This is a genomic window from Sphingomonas sp. R-74633, assembly GCF_013416555.1.
Lineage (GTDB): Bacteria > Pseudomonadota > Alphaproteobacteria > Sphingomonadales > Sphingomonadaceae > Sphingomonas.
Window position 1 is genome coordinate 773,329 of sequence record NZ_JACCFG010000002.1, and the last position, 14,370, is coordinate 787,698.

A 14,370-nucleotide genomic window follows, 5' to 3' on the forward strand; every position below is an offset into this window, starting at 1 on the left:
AGCGCGTTAGCGCGCAGATCCTGCGCCGGATGCCCGGATCGCCTCAGCGCAGGCGGATCGTGCGCGACAGCAAGGTCTCGAGAATCGCCGCGAAGCGCCCTGGCTCACCAAAGGCGCGCGCCGACAGCATCGCGCCATAGACGGCCGACATGAACGCATCGGCCTCCTCCTGCGGCGACCGGGCAAGCGAGACGCTGCCCTGGCGGACGCCGAGCGCGAGCAGCCCGGTCAGCCAGGCGCGCAGCTCGGCGAAATGCCCGCGCACCGCTGTGGCGAGATCCTCGGGCAGGCTGGGCAGTTCTGCGGCCAGCATCGCGGCGACGCAGAAGGGGGCGCTGTTGTCGGCGATGCAGCGTTCCCAATAGCCGGTATAGGCGCGCAGCGCCGTATCCGCGGCGGGATCGGCCGCTGCCAGCGCCTCGGCCTGCGCGTGGATGATCGCGCGCGACTCCTCCACCACGGCCCGGGCGAGATCGCTCTTCGCCGCGAAATGGTGATGGATGCTCGCCTTCCGGATGCCGACCGTGTCGGCGATGTCGGCATAGCTGAAGCCGTTATAGCCACGCGTCATGATCAGGCGGCGCGCCTCGTCGACGATCTGCTGGGCGGTATCGCGCATCTAACTCCTACCTTCCAATAGGTAGATATTTGCTTGCAGCAGCGTCGGCAAGGGCCTAGGGCGCGAATCTACCTACTAGATGGTAGATTGGAGAATCGAGATGGCTCAAGTCGTCGAACATCAGGCGGACACCGCCGCGCGCACGCTCCCGGAAAGCCCCGCCGGACTGCGTAACTATTATCTGCTCCGCGCACTCGTCGCGGGGGCCTGGGTCGCCGCCGCCTTCACGATCGGCGGCACGAGCTGGCTGGCCGGCGCGATCCTGCTCATCGCCTATCCGGCCTGGGACGCGGCGGCGAACTTCGGCGATGCCGCGCGCAACGGTGGGCTGGCGCGCAATCCGACCCAGGCACTCAATGTCGCGGTCAGCCTGGTCACCGCGGCCGCGGTGGCGGTGGTGATCGGCGACATGAAGGCTGTGCTCGCGGTGTTCGGTGCCTGGGCGATCCTGGCTGGGCTGTTGCAGCTCGCTACCGGCGTGCGGCGCTGGAAAAGCTATGGCGCGCAGTGGACGATGATCCTGAGCGGCGCGCAATCGGCGCTTGCCGGCAGCTTCTTCCTCTCGCGTTCGCTGGGAAGCGCGGTGCCGGGCATCCGCGACGTGGCGCCCTATGCCGCGTTCGGCGCCTTTTATTTCCTCGTCTCGGCGCTGCTGCTCAGCTTCCGCCGGCGCGGCTGACCCCGCCCCAAAAAGCAAAAGCCCCGCGCCGGACGGTCCGGCGCGGGGCTTTCGTTGTTCAGTCGCCGAAGCGAAGGGTCAGGCGAGAGCCGCCTTGAGATCGTCGACCAGGTCGGTCTTCTCCCAGGGGAAGAAGTCGCCCTCGGCCTTGCGGCCGAAGTGACCATAGGCCGCCGTCTTCGAATAGATCGGCTTGTTGAGCTGCAGATGCGTGCGGATGCCGCGCGGGGTGAGGCCACCCAGCTTCTCGATGCCTGCGATCGCTGCTTCGATCTGGTCGTCGCCGACGGTGCCGGTGCCGTGCGTGTCGACATAGAGCGACAGCGGCTTGGACACGCCGATCGCGTACGCCAGCTGGATCGTCACGCGCTGGGCGAGGCCGGCGGCGACAATGTTCTTGGCGAGGTAGCGAGTGATGTACGCTGCCGAGCGGTCGACCTTGGTCGGATCCTTGCCCGAGAAGGCGCCGCCGCCGTGCGGAGCTGCGCCGCCGTACGTGTCGACGATGATCTTGCGGCCGGTCACGCCGGCGTCGCCGTCGGGGCCGCCGATCTCAAACGAGCCGGTCGGGTTGATGTGGTAGACGGTCTCGTCGCTGAGCAGCGCGGCCGGGATCACATCGGCAACCACCGACTTCACATAAGCGTGGAGCTCGGCTTCCTTGTCACCCTCGTCATAGCCCTTGCCATGCTGGGTCGACACGACGATCGCGGTGGCCGCGACCGGCTTGCTGCCCTCATAGCGCAGCGTGACCTGGCTCTTGGCGTCGGGCTCCAGGAACGGCGCCTTGCCCGAGTGGCGGTCGGCCGCCATCTGCTCGAGGATCTTGTGGCTGTAGTAGAGCGTCGCCGGCATCAGGTCCGGGGTATCGTTCGCGGCATAGCCGAACATGATGCCCTGGTCGCCGGCGCCTTCGTCCTTGTTGCCCGAGGCGTCGACGCCCTGGGCAATATGGGCCGACTGCGGGTGCAAATTGTTCTCGAAGCGGAAGGTCTTCCAGTGGAAGCCGTCCTGCTCATAGCCGATACGCTTGACGGTATCGCGGACGGTCTGCTCGACCTCTTCCTGAACGCCCGGGGCCCAGTTGCCCTCGGTGTCCATGATGCCCTTGCCGCGGATTTCACCGGCGAGGACGACCAGCTGCGTGGTGGTCAGCGTCTCGCAGGCGATGCGGGCTTCGGGGTCCTTCGAGAGGAACAGATCGACGATGGCGTCGGAAATCTGGTCGGCGACCTTGTCGGGATGGCCTTCCGAGACCGATTCGGACGTGAAGAGATAATTGGAACGCATGGTTTTCCTCAAACAATGGGAGGAAAGCGCGGCCGTTGCCATGCCATATAAAGCTTTCCTTATATGCCGCCCTAGCGGGCCAGGCGCCTGAACGCAATTGCCAAGACTACGGAGGCCAGCCCCGCAATGAGCGCCAGCCAGTTGCCGAGCAGGGAAAACAGGGTGGGCGGCAGCGGCAGCGGCAGCGGCGCTTCGACCGCGCCCTCCTGCCCCGCCGGCACCGTGCCGATCAGCCGGCCATGCGCATCGATGATCGCCGAGACGCCGGTGGGGGTGGCGCGCAGGATCGGCAGACCCTCCTCGATCGCACGGAGGCGGGCCTGGGCGAGATGCTGCACCGGGCCCCAGCTGCCGAACCAGGCGTCGTTGGACGGATTGAACAGGAAGTCGGGCCGGTGGGCGGGATCGACGATCTGGCCGGAGAAGATGATCTCATAGCAGATCGCCACCCCCGCCTCGCCAAAGCCCTCTGCCGGCAAATTGCGCGGGCCCGGGCCGGGAAGGAAATCGACATCGCCCATCACGAGCCGCGCAAGACCGAGCGGCGCGAGCAAGCTGCGCATCGGGAGATATTCGCCATAGGGCACCAGATGCCCCTTGTCGTAACGCGCGCCGAGCATGCCGGCGGGATCGACCACCCATACCGAATTGCCCGCACCGGCGAGTTCGGTCCCGGAGAAGAACAGCGCGTTGCCGCCGACCATCGCGCGGTCGCGGGGACCGAGCAGCGCGCCGATCCGTCCGCGCACCCAGCGCGGATCGCCCTGGCGGTAATAGTCGCGCGGATAGCCGTCCTCGATGAAGTAATTGACCATGCCCTCGGGCCAGACGACGAGGCGCGGCACGGCGCCGGGCTGGCCGCTCCAGTCGGCGAGCTTGTTGAGCACGCGCGGGGCGTAGTCGGGCAGGTTGACGCCGTCCTGGCCGATATTGGGCTGAACGACGCGGACGTGCGGGCGGGTCATGTCCTCGACCGGCTGGCCGGGATTGAGCGCGAAGCCGGCGACGAGCAGCAACGCGACGATGATCGCCGGCACCCGGTATTGGTGCTGGGTCGCGAGATAGAGCGCGCCGGCGATGACTATCGTCAGCCCTGACAGCGCATAGGTGCCGACAAAGCCGGCGAGCTGCGCGATCGGAACCGGCACCCAGATCACGCCCATCGGGTTCCACGGATAGCCGGTGAACAGCGTGCCGCGCAGATATTCGCTGAGGATCCAGGCTGCTGCGGCGGCGAGGACGAAGGCGATGTCGGGCTCGTTCCAGCGCGCCTTCACGCTGCGCGCAAAGCGCCAGGCCAGGCCCATCGCGATCGCCGGGTAGATCGCCAGATAGAGCGCGAGCAGCACCACGGCGAAATAGCCGAGGACCGGCGGCATCTTGTCCTGATAGTCGAAGGCGTGCTGGATCCAGTTATTGCCGAGCGTGAAATGCCCGACGCCGAACACCCAGCCGCGCAAAAGCGCGCTCCTCAGGCTCGGCGCGTGCCAAGTCAGGTGCAGCAGCACCGCCAGACAGGCGAGCGTGACCGGCCACAGGTCGAGGGGGGCGAATCCGGTAGCGGAAAGGAAGCCGGCGAGCAGCGCGACGAGCAGGGGGCGGGTCAGCATCGGCAGCGTGCTTAACCGATCCCCCCGCGCGAGGGGAGTGGGTAGCAGAATCGGCCCGGCCACATTATGTGGCGCGCCATGACCGAGATCACAGTCGCCGCCCTGCAGCTCGCCTTTTCCAACGATATCGACGCGAACATCGCGAAGGTCTCCGCTTATGTGCGCGAGGCTGCCGCGAAGGGCGCGCAGGTGGTGCTGCCGCCCGAACTGTTCGAAGGCGAGTATTTCTGCCGGGTCGAGGACGAGGGGCTGTTCGCAAACGCCAAGCCCACCGCCGAGCACAAGGCGGTGCTGGCGATGCAGGCGCTTGCCGCCGAGCTGAAGATCCACATCCCGACCAGCTTCTTCGAAGCCGACGGCCCGCATCACTATAACAGCCTCGCGATGATCGGCCCGGACGGCAAGGTCGCCGGCGTCTACCGCAAGAGCCACATCCCCGACGGCCCCGGCTACGAGGAGAAGTTCTATTTCCGCCCCGGCAATACCGGCTTCAAGGTGTGGGACGGCCCGAACAAGACCACGCTCGGCGTCGGCGTGTGCTGGGACCAATGGTATCCCGAGACTGCCCGCGCGATGATGCTGATGGGCGCGCAGGTGTTGTTCTACCCGACTGCGATCGGCAGCGAGCCGCATGACGACAGCCTCGACACCGCGCGCCTGTGGCGCCGGGCGATGGTGGGCCATGCGGTGTCGAACGTCGTGCCCGTCGTCGCCGCCAACCGCGTCGGCGTGGAGCATGGCCAGACCTTCTACGGCACCAGCTTCATCACCGACGAGCGCGGCGACATCCTTGCCGAGCTGGGCCGCACCGAAGAAGGCGTGATCACCGCCACACTCGACCTCGACCGCGTCAAGCGCCACCGCGCGGCCTTCGGCTTCTTCCGCGATCGCCGACCGGAGCTGTACGGCCGGCTGGTGCAGGACATCTGACCCTACACTTTCGGGTGGCTTGCCCCGGCAGGCGCGCGAGGCGCATCCTCGCGGCCTGACGCAGGAGCGACTCGATGGATGACGCCGACCTTCCGCCCGAGGACAGCAAGCTCACCCGCTCGAAACAGCAATGGGCGAGCCAGGGCAAGTTCCTGACCGGGGTGCACAGCCGGCCCGAGGAAGAGCGGCTGCCGCCCGGCCAGCATCTCACGGTCAAATGGCCGGTGCTCGACCTTGGCCGCCAGCCCGACATCGCCCGCGAGCGCTGGAAGCTCGAAGTGACCGGCATGGTCGCGCGGCCGGTGACGCTCGACTGGGCGGGGCTGATGGCGCTGCCGCAGACGCGGCTCAGGAGCGACATCCACTGCGTCACCAGCTGGTCGCGCTACGACAATGACTGGCAAGGCGTGCTGACCCGCGACCTGCTTGCCGCTGTCGAGCCGCACGACGAGGCGCAGGCGGTGATGCTCCACGGCTATGACGGCTACACCACCAATGTGCTGCTGCGCGATTTCGCCGCCGCCGACGCGATCGTCGCGCATGGCTGGGCGGGCCAGCCGCTGGCGCGCGACCATGGCGGGCCGGCGCGGCTGGTAATCCCGCACCTCTATTTCTGGAAGAGCGCCAAGTGGATCCGCAAGATCGAGTTGATCGGTGCGGACAAGCCGGGCTTCTGGGAGGTCAACGGCTATCACATGCGCGGCGACCCGTGGGACGAGCAGCGCTACAGCAAGGAGTAGTCCGTCAGCGCTGCTGGTCGCCCACGCCGTCGGCGATCTTCACCGGCATGTCGCAGCCGTCTTCCATGCGCAGCACGCCGAGATACTGGCCGGCGAGCGGCTCCTGCTTGAGCGTGCGCACGCGGACCGGCTGGTCGGACGATGCGGCATGATCGACGCGAGCATTCTGGCACTGCGCCTTGGGTGCTGCGGGCAGCGCGAAGTGCGGGGCCGGCATCGGCGTGTCCCGCTCGCCGGCAACCGCAGCGGCAGGCAACAGGGCGAGGGCGAGTACGACAATACGCATGGGCTCTCCTTTGCTTGGAGCCCCGCTACCATGATTTCCGTCACCCGTCGCGCCGCGAGATGCAACCGAAACGGTTTTACCCAACCGCCGTGGCAAGGTGCGGCGCATGCGCTATGCTCGCGCCATGCACATCACCGGAAGCTGTCACTGCGGCGCGATCCGCTACCAGGCCGAGGCCGATCCCGCCCGCGTCGCGCTCTGCCATTGCAATGATTGCCAGACGCTCAGCGGCTCGGCGTGGCGGGCCTCGGCGCGCGTCGATGCGGCCGATTTCCAGGTAGTTGGTGAACCAAAAGTCTATGTGAAGACCGCCGAAAGCGGGACCAAGCGCGGCCAGGCTTTTTGCGGTGAATGCGGCTCGGGGCTCTACGCCTTCACCCCCGCCGACCCGCGCGTCTATGCGATCCGCCTCGGCAGCGTCGATCAGCGCGCCGAGCTGCCGCCGCAAAGCCAGATCTGGTGCGAAGCCGCGCTGCCCTGGGCGCTCGATATCAGCGCGCTTCCGCGTTCGCCAAAGCAATAGCCCGCGCCACCACCGCCTCGAGCATGTCGGGCGTCAGCCGGCCGGTATTCTGGTTGTAGCGCGAGCAGTGATAGCTATCGAGCAGCCACTGGCCGCGATGCATATGGTGTTCGGCGCCGTGCGCGAAGCGGTGCTTGGGCAGCTTGCCGCCCATCGCTTTGACCGCCGACTGGTGCGCGATCTGGCCGAGCGCGATCACTATCGGCGCCTTGAGCTCCGCCGCCAGGAAGGGACGGCAGGCATGGATCTCGGTGGGCTCGGGCTTGTTCTCGGGCGGCAGGCAGCGGACCGCGTTGAGGATGACCACGCCGCGCGGCTCGCCGGCTTCGGCCAGGCCGAACTTCTCCAGCGTCGCGAACAGCAAGTCGCCCGAGGCATCGCCGGTAAAGGCGCGGCCGGTGCGGTTGGCGCCGTGCTTGCCCGGCGCGAGGCCGACGATCGCGATCGGCGCGGAAAGGTCGCCGAGCGCGGGCACGGGGGCATTCCACCAATCGGGGTGTTCGGCGCGCAATTGTTCACGCAACGCCACGAGGCGCGGACAGAGCGGGCAATCGCGGCTTGGCTCGAGCATGCACGCGCGATAGGCCCCGGAACGTGGTGAGGACAAGCTATGCCATCGCGATCGGATCGAACCGGCGGGGCCGCCACGGCAGCCCGGCGCGCGAAGTGCTGGCCGCGATTCGCGCACTGGACGGCGTGACCGCGGTCTCGCCAATCCTCCACACGCCGCCGCTCGGCCCCTCGAAGCGGCGCTTCGCCAATGCCGTGGCGCTGATTCAAAGTGATGAGGCGCCCCCTGCCCTGCTGCACAGGCTCAAGGCGATCGAGCGCGCCTTTGGCCGGCGGCGCGGACAGAGCTGGGGCGCGCGGGTGATCGATCTCGACATCGTCCTGTGGTCGGGCGGCAGCTGGGGCGGACCCGCGCTTACCGTGCCGCACCGGCTGTTCCGCGCGCGCGATTTCGTGCTGGCGCCGCTCGTGCAGGTGGCGCCCGGCTGGCGCGATCCGGTGACCGGCCTCAGCGTGCGCCAACTCTACAGCCGGTTGACCCGCCGAAAGCCCGCATCTAGGGGCAGGGCCGGTGTGGGTCCGTAGCTCAGTTGGTAGAGCAAGCGACTTTTAATCGAGAGGTCCCGGGTTCGAATCCCGGCGGACCCACCACCGTTCCGGCGCAGCGGGTTTCCGGCGATCTCGCGCCCCTGCAATCCTAGTCGCCATTGGCATCGACCATGAAGACCATCGGCTTGCCGCGCGACGCCGGATTCCATCCCGCCAACAACGCTGCCCGCACCCCTTTTGCGGCAATCGCATCGTTGATGTGGGTGCGTCCTTTCGGCAACCCCTTCAGAAGCCGCTTCGGCGTAGGAAATTCCAGCACTGCCTCGCGCGGCATGTCTTGCTGACGCAGCGAGACCGTCATGCCCTTCCAGCCATCTTTCGAAGACAGCTGCGGCTCGCTCAGAAGCTCCCAGTCATATTTGAACCCGTCGATTTCGACAGTGCCGCCCGGGCCGCGCGTATGAAGCATGTCATGCCCTTAGCACGCCGGCAGCGGCGCACCCACCTTACTGGTGCCGCAGGGTTTTCTCGAAGCCTTCATTCGCCTTGGCCATCTTGGCGATCTTCCGCAGATGCGTGCGGACATGCCGTTCGAACCGCACATCGTCATAGGTGCTCGTCGCCGGATAGTCGTCCTGACCGATAAGCTCCTTGAGCCGCGTGGCGAAAGCCGCCTGGTCGTTGGTGCAGTCGGCGTCCTTCAACGCGCGGCAGGCCCATTCCTCGGCGGCGGCCTTGTCATAGTCGTCGCGCGCCTCATAGCCGCGACGGTCCGCCGCCGCCTGATCCAGCCGCGATACCTCGAAACGGCGCGCAAGCCATTTGCGGACCAGTTCGCCATCCCAAGGTTTCGACGGATTCGTCATCGCTCTTTCCCAATCGGTTCGCGCCCAAGAGCGCGCCGTGAATTTGCCAATGTGATCGCGCCGTTCGCGCCGCTATAGGCTGAACGAAATCAAGGCAGCTAGATCGACCTATGGCCCGCAAGCGCTCTAAACACGACCCCTATGACCATCTTCCGCAAGAAGACGAGACGCCGGCAGCGCCGGTGCTCTGCTGGCTCTGTGGCCGGCCGACCGGCAAGACCATCATCTGGCATCATCCGATACCCAAGAGCCGCGGAGGCCGCGATGTCGTGCCGATGCACTCGATCTGCCAGCAGACGCTGATCGCAAATTTCACGAATTCGGAATTGCAGCGCCACGGGATGGAGGTGGCGGGCCTGCTCGATAATCCGAATGTGCGCAAATTCGTGGACTGGGTGGCGAACAAGGACCCGGACTTCACCGCGACCATTGCGAAGAAGCAGCGCTGACCGGGCTGGGCGTCAGTTCCGCAAACTGTCCGGCACGACGCCGCCATTTTCGGCGAGCTTGGCCATCACCGCCTTGTGCAGCGCGATATTCTGTTCGGCGCTGCCCGCCTCGCCGGCATGGACGTTCAGTTCCTCCGCCAGCTGCTTGCGCGCATCGAGGCTCGAATCGAGATCCAGCAGCTTGAGCAGGTCGACGATCGAGCTCTGATAATTGCCCCCGCCGTCCTTCATGCTCGCCATCTCGGAAAGCACCGCGCCGACATCGACCGCGGCGGCGGGCGCAGCTGCCGGGGCGGCAGCCGGCGCCGGAGTAGGCGCTGCGGGAGCGGGAGACGCGTTCGGAGCCGGTGCGGCCGTTGCCGTCTTGTGCCCGAAGATCTTGCCCATGATGTCGCCGAAGATGCTCATGTCCTGCTCCCGTGCCTGTGTGGATGCGGGCTAAACGTCGGGCATCCTCAAAGGGTTCGCTCGGAACGTCGCAAGCGACGAGACGTTGAGGCTCGGGCTCTCCGCGCCCCCGAACAGGGAGGATTTATGAAGGCATTGCATTGGTTCGCGCTTGGCGCTTCGGCGCTCGCGCTCTCGGCCTGTGGCCAGAAGACCGAAACCACCAGCACCACCAACACCGTCGTAACCGAGAATGTCACAACGCCGGCCGCCGCAGCGCCGGGCCAGGCATTCGCCAACATGGCCGCAGCAAGCGATACCTTCGAGGTACAGGCATCGACGCTGGCCGCCGCCAACAGCCAGTCGGCCGCGATCAAGAAGTTTGCGACCGCGATGATCAAGGCGCACACCGAATCGACGGGCAAGCTCAAGAATGCAGCAAACGCCGCCTCCCCGGCGGTCACGCCCGATCCGACGCTGAGTGCGGAGCAGCAGACGACTCTGGACACCCTCGGCGGGCTGAAGGGTGCCGAATTCGACAAGGCCTATGCCGCCGCACAGGTCGATGCACACATCAAGGCGCTGGCCGGGCTCAAGGACTATGCGGCGACCGGCGACGTCCCGCAGTTCAAGACCTTCGCCACCGAGCTGGTGCCGACCGTTACGGCGCATCTCAACATGGCCAAGGCCCTCAAGCCCTGATCGCGCCAGCCGGCGGGGAAGCGCCCCGCCGGCCCCCTTTCCTTCGTGCCCCGGCATCGATCACCCCGCCCGTTTCGGAACCGGACTGATCTCGATCAGTTGGTCCTCGGCTGGCTGATGCTAGTCAGCGCAAAACTTTAAAGGCTGCACGGGAAAACAGCGTGACCACGACCTCGACCGATCTGGCATTCACCGGCGTTGACGGACTTGACGACATCCTGGCAGGCGGGCTCACCCGTGGCCGCGTCTTCCTGCTCGAGGGCAGTCCCGGCACCGGCAAGACCACCATCGCCACCCAATTCCTGATGGAAGGTACAGCGCGCGGCGAGAGCTGTCTCTATGTCAGCCTGTCCGAAACCGAGGACGAGATGCGCGACGGTGCCGCCTCGCACGGCTGGGACCTGGCGGGCATCGAGCTGTTCGAGCTGGTGCCGCCCGAAAGCCTGCTCGACGAGGAGCAGCAGCAGAGCCTCCTTTATTCCTCCGACCTGGAACTGGGCGAGACGACGCGGCGCATCTTCGAGGCGTTCGAGCGAGTGAAGCCCGACCGCGTGGTGCTCGACAGCCTGTCAGAGATCCGCCTCCTCGCGCAAAGCTCGCTGCGCTATCGCCGCCAGATCCTCGCCCTGAAGCACTTCTTCTCGACGCAGAAGGCCACGGTGCTGATGCTCGATGACCTGACCGCCGACACGCTCGACAAGACCGTGCACAGCGTCGCGCATGGCGTGGTTCGGCTGGAGGAACTGGCGCCCGAATATGGCCCTGAACGTCGGCGGATGCGGGTGATCAAATATCGCGGCCGGCGCTTCCGCGGCGGCTTCCACGACTTCGTGATCGAGACCGGCGGCGTCCGCGTCTTCCCCCGTCTCGTCTCGGCCGAGCACAAGACCGAATATCTGCGCGACGTCGTGAAGAGCGATTCCGCCGCGCTCGACGCGCTGCTCGGGGGCGGCATCGAACGCGGCTCCAGCGTGCTGGTGCTCGGGCCGGCAGGCACCGGCAAGTCGCTGCTGTGCCTGACCTTCATCGCAGCAGCAGTGCAGCGCGGCGAGCGCGCGGCGATGTTCGCGTTCGACGAGGAGCTGGGCCTGCTGTTCGATCGCGCACTGGGCCTGGGCATCGACCTGCGCGCGATGGTCGACAGCGGAAAACTCGTTATCGAACAGGTCGATGCTGCCGAATTGTCGCCTGGGGAGTTCTCCCAGCGTGTGCGCCATTGTGTTGAGAAACATGGCGCCCGGACGATCATCATCGACAGCCTGAACGGATATCAGGCGGCGATGCCGGAAGAGAATGCCCTGGTCCTGCACATGCACGAGCTGCTCCAATATCTGAACCGCCAGGGCGCGACGACCTTCCTCACCGTCGCGCAGCACGGGCTGGTCGGCGACATGAAGGCGCCGGTCGACGTCACCTATCTGGCCGACACGGTGGTGCTGCTGCGCTATTTCGAAGCGCTCGGCCGGGTGCGCCGCGCAATCTCGATCATCAAGAAGCGCACCGGCGCGCATGAAGACACGATCCGCGAGTTCCGCATCGGCCATTACGGCATCCGTCTGGGCGAGCCGTTGGTCGGCTTCCAGGGTGTGTTGCGCGGCGTGCCGAACTTTGTTGGCGGACCCGGCAGCACGACGCTGCTCGAAGACGAGGAACGGTGATCCCCCACCTCTCCGAACGCGCAATCATCCTGGCACCCCGCGGTCGCGACGCCGCGATCGCTGCATCGATCCTAAACGAAGCCGGGCTGCGATCCGCGGTCTGCACTTCGCTGGGCGAGCTTGTCGGCGAAATCGAGAAGGGTGCGGGCTTTGCGTTGCTCACCGAGGAGGGCATGCGCTCGGCCAATCTCCAGCCGCTCGCGAAATGGCTGGAGGCGCAGCCCGAATGGTCCGACTTCCCGTTCGTGCTGCTGACCCAGAAGGGCGGCGGCATCGAGCGCAACCCTGCCGCCAAGCGCTTCCTCGACATGCTCGGCAATGTCACCTTCCTCGAGCGGCCGTTTCACCCGACCACGTTGGTGAGCCTTGCCCAGTCGGCACTCCGCGGCCGCAAGCGCCAATATGACGCGCGCGCCAGGCTCGAGGAGCTGCACCGCGGCGCCGACAAATATCGCTCGCTGTTCGAATCGATCGATGCTGGTTTCTGCCTGATCGACATGGTCTTCGACGATGCCGGCACGCCGGTCGATTATGTCTTCATCGAAGCCAATCCGGCGTTCGAGCGCCAGACCGGCCTGCACGATGCAGTCGGCAAGTCGATGCGCGCGCTGGTACCCGGGCATGAGCAGCATTGGTTCGACATCTATGGGAGGGTCGCGAGCACCGGGCAGAGCACGCGCTTCGAGGAACATGCCGAGGCGCTGGGCGACATCTGGTACGACGTCTATGCCTTCAAGGCCGGCGACCCGTCGGCAAATCAGGTCGCCGTGCTGTTCAACGACGTCTCGCAGCGCCGCCGGATCGAGCAGGCACTCCGGGAAAGCGAGGAGCGGCTGCGCGCGCTCAACGAGACGCTGGAGGAGCGCGTCGACGAGCGCACCCGCGCGCTCGAGCTGACGCAGGAGGCGCTACGCCAGTCGCAGAAGCTCGAATCGATGGGCCAGCTCACCGGCGGCGTCGCGCACGACTTCAACAATCTTCTGACTCCGATCGTCGGCAGCCTCGACCTGCTCCAGCGGCGTGGTTTTGGCGGCGACCGCGAGCGGCGGCTGATCGAAGGCGCGGTCCAGTCCGCCGAGCGCGCGCGCACGCTCGTCCAGCGCCTGCTCGCTTTTGCCCGCCGCCAGCCGCTCCAGGCCACTGCGATCGACATCGGCAAGCTGGTCCATAACCTCACCGACCTGATCGCCAGCACCTGCGGCCCGCGCATCCGGCTGGAGATCGACATTGCCGAGGATCTGCCTCCGGCCCGGGCCGATGCCAACCAGATCGAGATGGCGCTGCTCAACCTCACCGTGAACGCGCGCGACGCGATGCCGGACGGCGGCACGCTGACCATCTCCGCCACGCACGACGAGTTCGCCGCCGACCGGGATGGGCTGCGCGCGGGCAGCTATGTCCATCTCAGCGTCGCCGATACGGGCACCGGCATGGACGACGACACGATCGCCAAGGCGATCGAGCCCTTCTTCACCACCAAGGGCGTCGGCCAGGGCACGGGCCTCGGCCTGTCGATGGTCCACGGCCTCGCCGCGCAGCTCGGCGGCGGGCTGGCGATCGAGAGCGCGCTCGGCCAGGGCACCGCAATCCATCTTTGGCTGCCCATGACCGAATCGGCGCCGGACCAGGTCGCGGCGATCGCCGAGATCGAGTTGAGCCGCGTCGATCGCGGCACCGCTATGGTCGTCGACGACGAGGATCTGGTGCGCGCCAGCACTGCACATATGCTGAGCGAACTCGGCTACCGGGTTATCGAGGCAGAGTCCGCCGAGGAGGCGCTGCTGTTGCTGGAGAGCGCCGGAGAAGTCGAGCTGCTGGTGACCGACCATCTGATGCCCGGCATCACCGGCATCGACCTGGCCGCACGCGTCCGCACCCAGCGGCCCGACATGCACGTCCTCGTCGTGTCCGGCTATGCCGAGGGCAAGGGCATCTCGCCCGATACCCCGCGGCTGACCAAGCCGTTCAAGCAGAGCGACCTGGCGCGCAGCCTCGCCCAGCTCTGAGCTGCCGGATCAGGGGATCGGCAGCGCCGTCGTTGCCTTCACCTGGCTCAGCGCCACGGTCGAGTTGATTTCCTGTACGCCGGGCAGCTTGGAGAGCTTGGTGAAGAAAAAGCGCTCATAGGCTTCGATGTCGGCGGCGACGATGCGCAGCATGAAGTCGAACACGCCCATCAGCACATAGGCCTCCAGCACCTCGGGAAAGGAGCGGATCGCCGCCGCGAACTCGTCGAGATTGGCGCGGCCATGCGCGTTCAGCTTGATCTGCGCGAAGATGTGCGCCTTCAGCCCGACCTTGTGCCGATCGACCAGCGCCACCCTTTTGGTGATGATCCCGTCCTTCTCCAGCCGGTCGACCCGGCGCCAACAGGGAGAACTCGACAGCCCGACCATCTCGCCCAGTTTGGCGGTGGGCATCGAGGCGTCTTCCTGGAGCACCTGGAGGATCTTGCGTTCGAATGGATCGAGCTCGGCGGGCAAATCTATTCTCCAATTCGCGATAAGCAGGTCATTCCTTGCAGATTATGCGCAGCAAGCCGCAAAGAAGGACCACATTATCCTGCGAAACC

Annotated in this window: 18 protein-coding genes and 1 tRNA gene; 10 read left to right on the forward strand and 9 right to left on the reverse strand. The window is 66.5% G+C overall.

Going from position 1 to position 14,370, the window contains the following annotated elements; genetic code table 11:
• Window positions 1-43: 43 nt before the first annotated feature.
• Window positions 44-619: a TetR/AcrR family transcriptional regulator gene (locus tag HZY97_RS09870; protein ID WP_180143016.1), complete on the reverse strand. Its 576-nt coding sequence runs from the start codon at window positions 617-619 to the stop codon at window positions 44-46.
• A gap of 100 nt (window positions 620-719) precedes the next feature.
• Here HZY97_RS09870 and HZY97_RS09875 point away from each other — a divergent pair, with 100 nt between their 5' ends.
• Window positions 720-1,298 (forward strand): DUF308 domain-containing protein, encoded by a 579-nt coding sequence (locus HZY97_RS09875; RefSeq protein ID WP_257214972.1) that lies wholly within the window; start codon window positions 720-722, stop codon window positions 1,296-1,298.
• 78 nt (window positions 1,299-1,376) lie between these two features.
• Here HZY97_RS09875 and metK read toward each other — a convergent pair whose 3' ends face one another.
• On the reverse strand, window positions 1,377-2,588 hold the full coding sequence (metK, locus tag HZY97_RS09880) for a methionine adenosyltransferase (protein WP_180143018.1): 1,212 nt from the start codon (window positions 2,586-2,588) through the stop codon (window positions 1,377-1,379).
• 71 nt (window positions 2,589-2,659) lie between these two features.
• Complete coding sequence (gene lnt, locus HZY97_RS09885; RefSeq protein WP_180143020.1) at window positions 2,660-4,198, reverse strand: apolipoprotein N-acyltransferase; 1,539 nt, start codon at window positions 4,196-4,198, stop codon at window positions 2,660-2,662.
• Between the two features lie 78 nt (window positions 4,199-4,276).
• Here lnt and aguB point away from each other — a divergent pair, with 78 nt between their 5' ends.
• Together aguB and HZY97_RS09895 are read left to right on the forward strand one after the other, a co-directional pair.
• Window positions 4,277-5,128: an N-carbamoylputrescine amidase gene (aguB, locus tag HZY97_RS09890; RefSeq protein ID WP_180143023.1), complete on the forward strand. Its 852-nt coding sequence runs from the start codon at window positions 4,277-4,279 to the stop codon at window positions 5,126-5,128.
• Window positions 5,129-5,202: 74 nt separating this feature from the next.
• Window positions 5,203-5,868: a sulfite oxidase-like oxidoreductase gene (locus tag HZY97_RS09895; RefSeq protein ID WP_180143025.1), complete on the forward strand. Its 666-nt coding sequence runs from the start codon at window positions 5,203-5,205 to the stop codon at window positions 5,866-5,868.
• Window positions 5,869-5,872: 4 nt separating this feature from the next.
• Here HZY97_RS09895 and HZY97_RS09900 read toward each other — a convergent pair whose 3' ends face one another.
• Window positions 5,873-6,154: a hypothetical protein gene (locus HZY97_RS09900; protein WP_180143027.1), complete on the reverse strand. Its 282-nt coding sequence runs from the start codon at window positions 6,152-6,154 to the stop codon at window positions 5,873-5,875.
• Window positions 6,155-6,260: 106 nt separating this feature from the next.
• Between HZY97_RS09900 and HZY97_RS09905 the strand changes: the two genes are divergently transcribed.
• A complete protein-coding gene (locus tag HZY97_RS09905) occupies window positions 6,261-6,677 on the forward strand; it encodes a GFA family protein (RefSeq protein WP_218942979.1) in 417 nt (138 codons plus the stop codon).
• Here the strand turns inward: HZY97_RS09905 and HZY97_RS09910 are convergent.
• Complete coding sequence (locus HZY97_RS09910; RefSeq protein ID WP_180143028.1) at window positions 6,646-7,248, reverse strand: uracil-DNA glycosylase; 603 nt, start codon at window positions 7,246-7,248, stop codon at window positions 6,646-6,648. The two genes, HZY97_RS09905 and HZY97_RS09910, sit on opposite strands and share 32 nt — an antisense overlap.
• A gap of 23 nt (window positions 7,249-7,271) precedes the next feature.
• Between HZY97_RS09910 and folK the strand changes: the two genes are divergently transcribed.
• Both folK and HZY97_RS09920 read left to right on the forward strand, forming a co-directional pair.
• Window positions 7,272-7,772, forward strand: a complete 501-nt coding sequence (gene folK / locus HZY97_RS09915) for a 2-amino-4-hydroxy-6-hydroxymethyldihydropteridine diphosphokinase (protein WP_180143030.1) — start codon at window positions 7,272-7,274, stop codon at window positions 7,770-7,772.
• Window positions 7,763-7,838: transfer RNA gene (locus HZY97_RS09920), tRNA-Lys, on the forward strand. Before folK ends, HZY97_RS09920 begins: the two co-directional genes overlap by 10 nt.
• Before the next feature lie 46 nt (window positions 7,839-7,884).
• On the opposite strand, the gene HZY97_RS09925 is transcribed toward HZY97_RS09920, so the two are convergent.
• Window positions 7,885-8,205: a hypothetical protein gene (locus HZY97_RS09925; protein WP_180143032.1), complete on the reverse strand. Its 321-nt coding sequence runs from the start codon at window positions 8,203-8,205 to the stop codon at window positions 7,885-7,887.
• 37 nt (window positions 8,206-8,242) lie between these two features.
• A complete protein-coding gene (locus tag HZY97_RS09930) occupies window positions 8,243-8,602 on the reverse strand; it encodes a hypothetical protein (RefSeq protein ID WP_180143034.1) in 360 nt (119 codons plus the stop codon).
• A gap of 110 nt (window positions 8,603-8,712) precedes the next feature.
• Between HZY97_RS09930 and HZY97_RS09935 the strand changes: the two genes are divergently transcribed.
• Window positions 8,713-9,051, forward strand: coding sequence for a hypothetical protein (locus HZY97_RS09935; protein WP_180143035.1), 339 nt, complete (start codon window positions 8,713-8,715; stop codon window positions 9,049-9,051).
• Window positions 9,052-9,063: 12 nt separating this feature from the next.
• Here the strand turns inward: HZY97_RS09935 and HZY97_RS09940 are convergent, their stop codons facing one another.
• Window positions 9,064-9,459: a DUF3597 family protein gene (locus HZY97_RS09940; protein ID WP_180143037.1), complete on the reverse strand. Its 396-nt coding sequence runs from the start codon at window positions 9,457-9,459 to the stop codon at window positions 9,064-9,066.
• Between the two features lie 126 nt (window positions 9,460-9,585).
• Here HZY97_RS09940 and HZY97_RS09945 point away from each other — a divergent pair, with 126 nt between their 5' ends.
• The 3 genes from HZY97_RS09945 (at window position 9,586) to HZY97_RS09955 (ending at window position 13,804) form a co-directional block, all read left to right on the forward strand.
• Window positions 9,586-10,140, forward strand: a complete 555-nt coding sequence (locus HZY97_RS09945; protein WP_180143039.1) for a DUF4142 domain-containing protein — start codon at window positions 9,586-9,588, stop codon at window positions 10,138-10,140.
• A gap of 161 nt (window positions 10,141-10,301) precedes the next feature.
• On the forward strand, window positions 10,302-11,798 hold the full coding sequence (locus HZY97_RS09950; RefSeq protein WP_180143041.1) for an ATPase domain-containing protein: 1,497 nt from the start codon (window positions 10,302-10,304) through the stop codon (window positions 11,796-11,798).
• Window positions 11,795-13,804 carry an ATP-binding protein gene (locus tag HZY97_RS09955; protein ID WP_180143043.1) on the forward strand — a complete coding sequence of 670 codons (2,010 nt, stop codon included), beginning with the start codon at window positions 11,795-11,797 and terminating at the stop codon, window positions 13,802-13,804. The genes HZY97_RS09950 and HZY97_RS09955 overlap by 4 nt, the downstream gene beginning before the upstream one ends.
• Before the next feature lie 9 nt (window positions 13,805-13,813).
• Here the strand turns inward: HZY97_RS09955 and HZY97_RS09960 are convergent, their stop codons facing one another.
• Complete coding sequence (locus tag HZY97_RS09960) at window positions 13,814-14,281, reverse strand: Lrp/AsnC family transcriptional regulator (protein WP_180143045.1); 468 nt, start codon at window positions 14,279-14,281, stop codon at window positions 13,814-13,816.
• Between the last annotated feature and the right edge of the window lie 89 nt (window positions 14,282-14,370).

Coding starts and splice junctions, on each gene's coding strand:
- HZY97_RS09870 (WP_180143016.1), bottom strand. CDS start 619: ATGCGCGATACCGCCCAGCAGATCGTCGACGAGGCGCGCCGCCTGATC.
- HZY97_RS09875 (WP_257214972.1), top strand. CDS start 720: ATGGCTCAAGTCGTCGAACATCAGGCGGACACCGCCGCGCGCACGCTC.
- metK (WP_180143018.1), bottom strand. CDS start 2,588: ATGCGTTCCAATTATCTCTTCACGTCCGAATCGGTCTCGGAAGGCCAT.
- lnt (WP_180143020.1), bottom strand. CDS start 4,198: ATGCTGACCCGCCCCCTGCTCGTCGCGCTGCTCGCCGGCTTCCTTTCC.
- aguB (WP_180143023.1), top strand. CDS start 4,277: ATGACCGAGATCACAGTCGCCGCCCTGCAGCTCGCCTTTTCCAACGAT.
- HZY97_RS09895 (WP_180143025.1), top strand. CDS start 5,203: ATGGATGACGCCGACCTTCCGCCCGAGGACAGCAAGCTCACCCGCTCG.
- HZY97_RS09900 (WP_180143027.1), bottom strand. CDS start 6,154: ATGCGTATTGTCGTACTCGCCCTCGCCCTGTTGCCTGCCGCTGCGGTT.
- HZY97_RS09905 (WP_218942979.1), top strand. CDS start 6,261: ATGCGCTATGCTCGCGCCATGCACATCACCGGAAGCTGTCACTGCGGC.
- HZY97_RS09910 (WP_180143028.1), bottom strand. CDS start 7,248: ATGCTCGAGCCAAGCCGCGATTGCCCGCTCTGTCCGCGCCTCGTGGCG.
- HZY97_RS09925 (WP_180143032.1), bottom strand. CDS start 8,205: ATGCTTCATACGCGCGGCCCGGGCGGCACTGTCGAAATCGACGGGTTC.
- HZY97_RS09930 (WP_180143034.1), bottom strand. CDS start 8,602: ATGACGAATCCGTCGAAACCTTGGGATGGCGAACTGGTCCGCAAATGG.
- HZY97_RS09935 (WP_180143035.1), top strand. CDS start 8,713: ATGGCCCGCAAGCGCTCTAAACACGACCCCTATGACCATCTTCCGCAA.
- HZY97_RS09940 (WP_180143037.1), bottom strand. CDS start 9,459: ATGAGCATCTTCGGCGACATCATGGGCAAGATCTTCGGGCACAAGACG.
- HZY97_RS09945 (WP_180143039.1), top strand. CDS start 9,586: ATGAAGGCATTGCATTGGTTCGCGCTTGGCGCTTCGGCGCTCGCGCTC.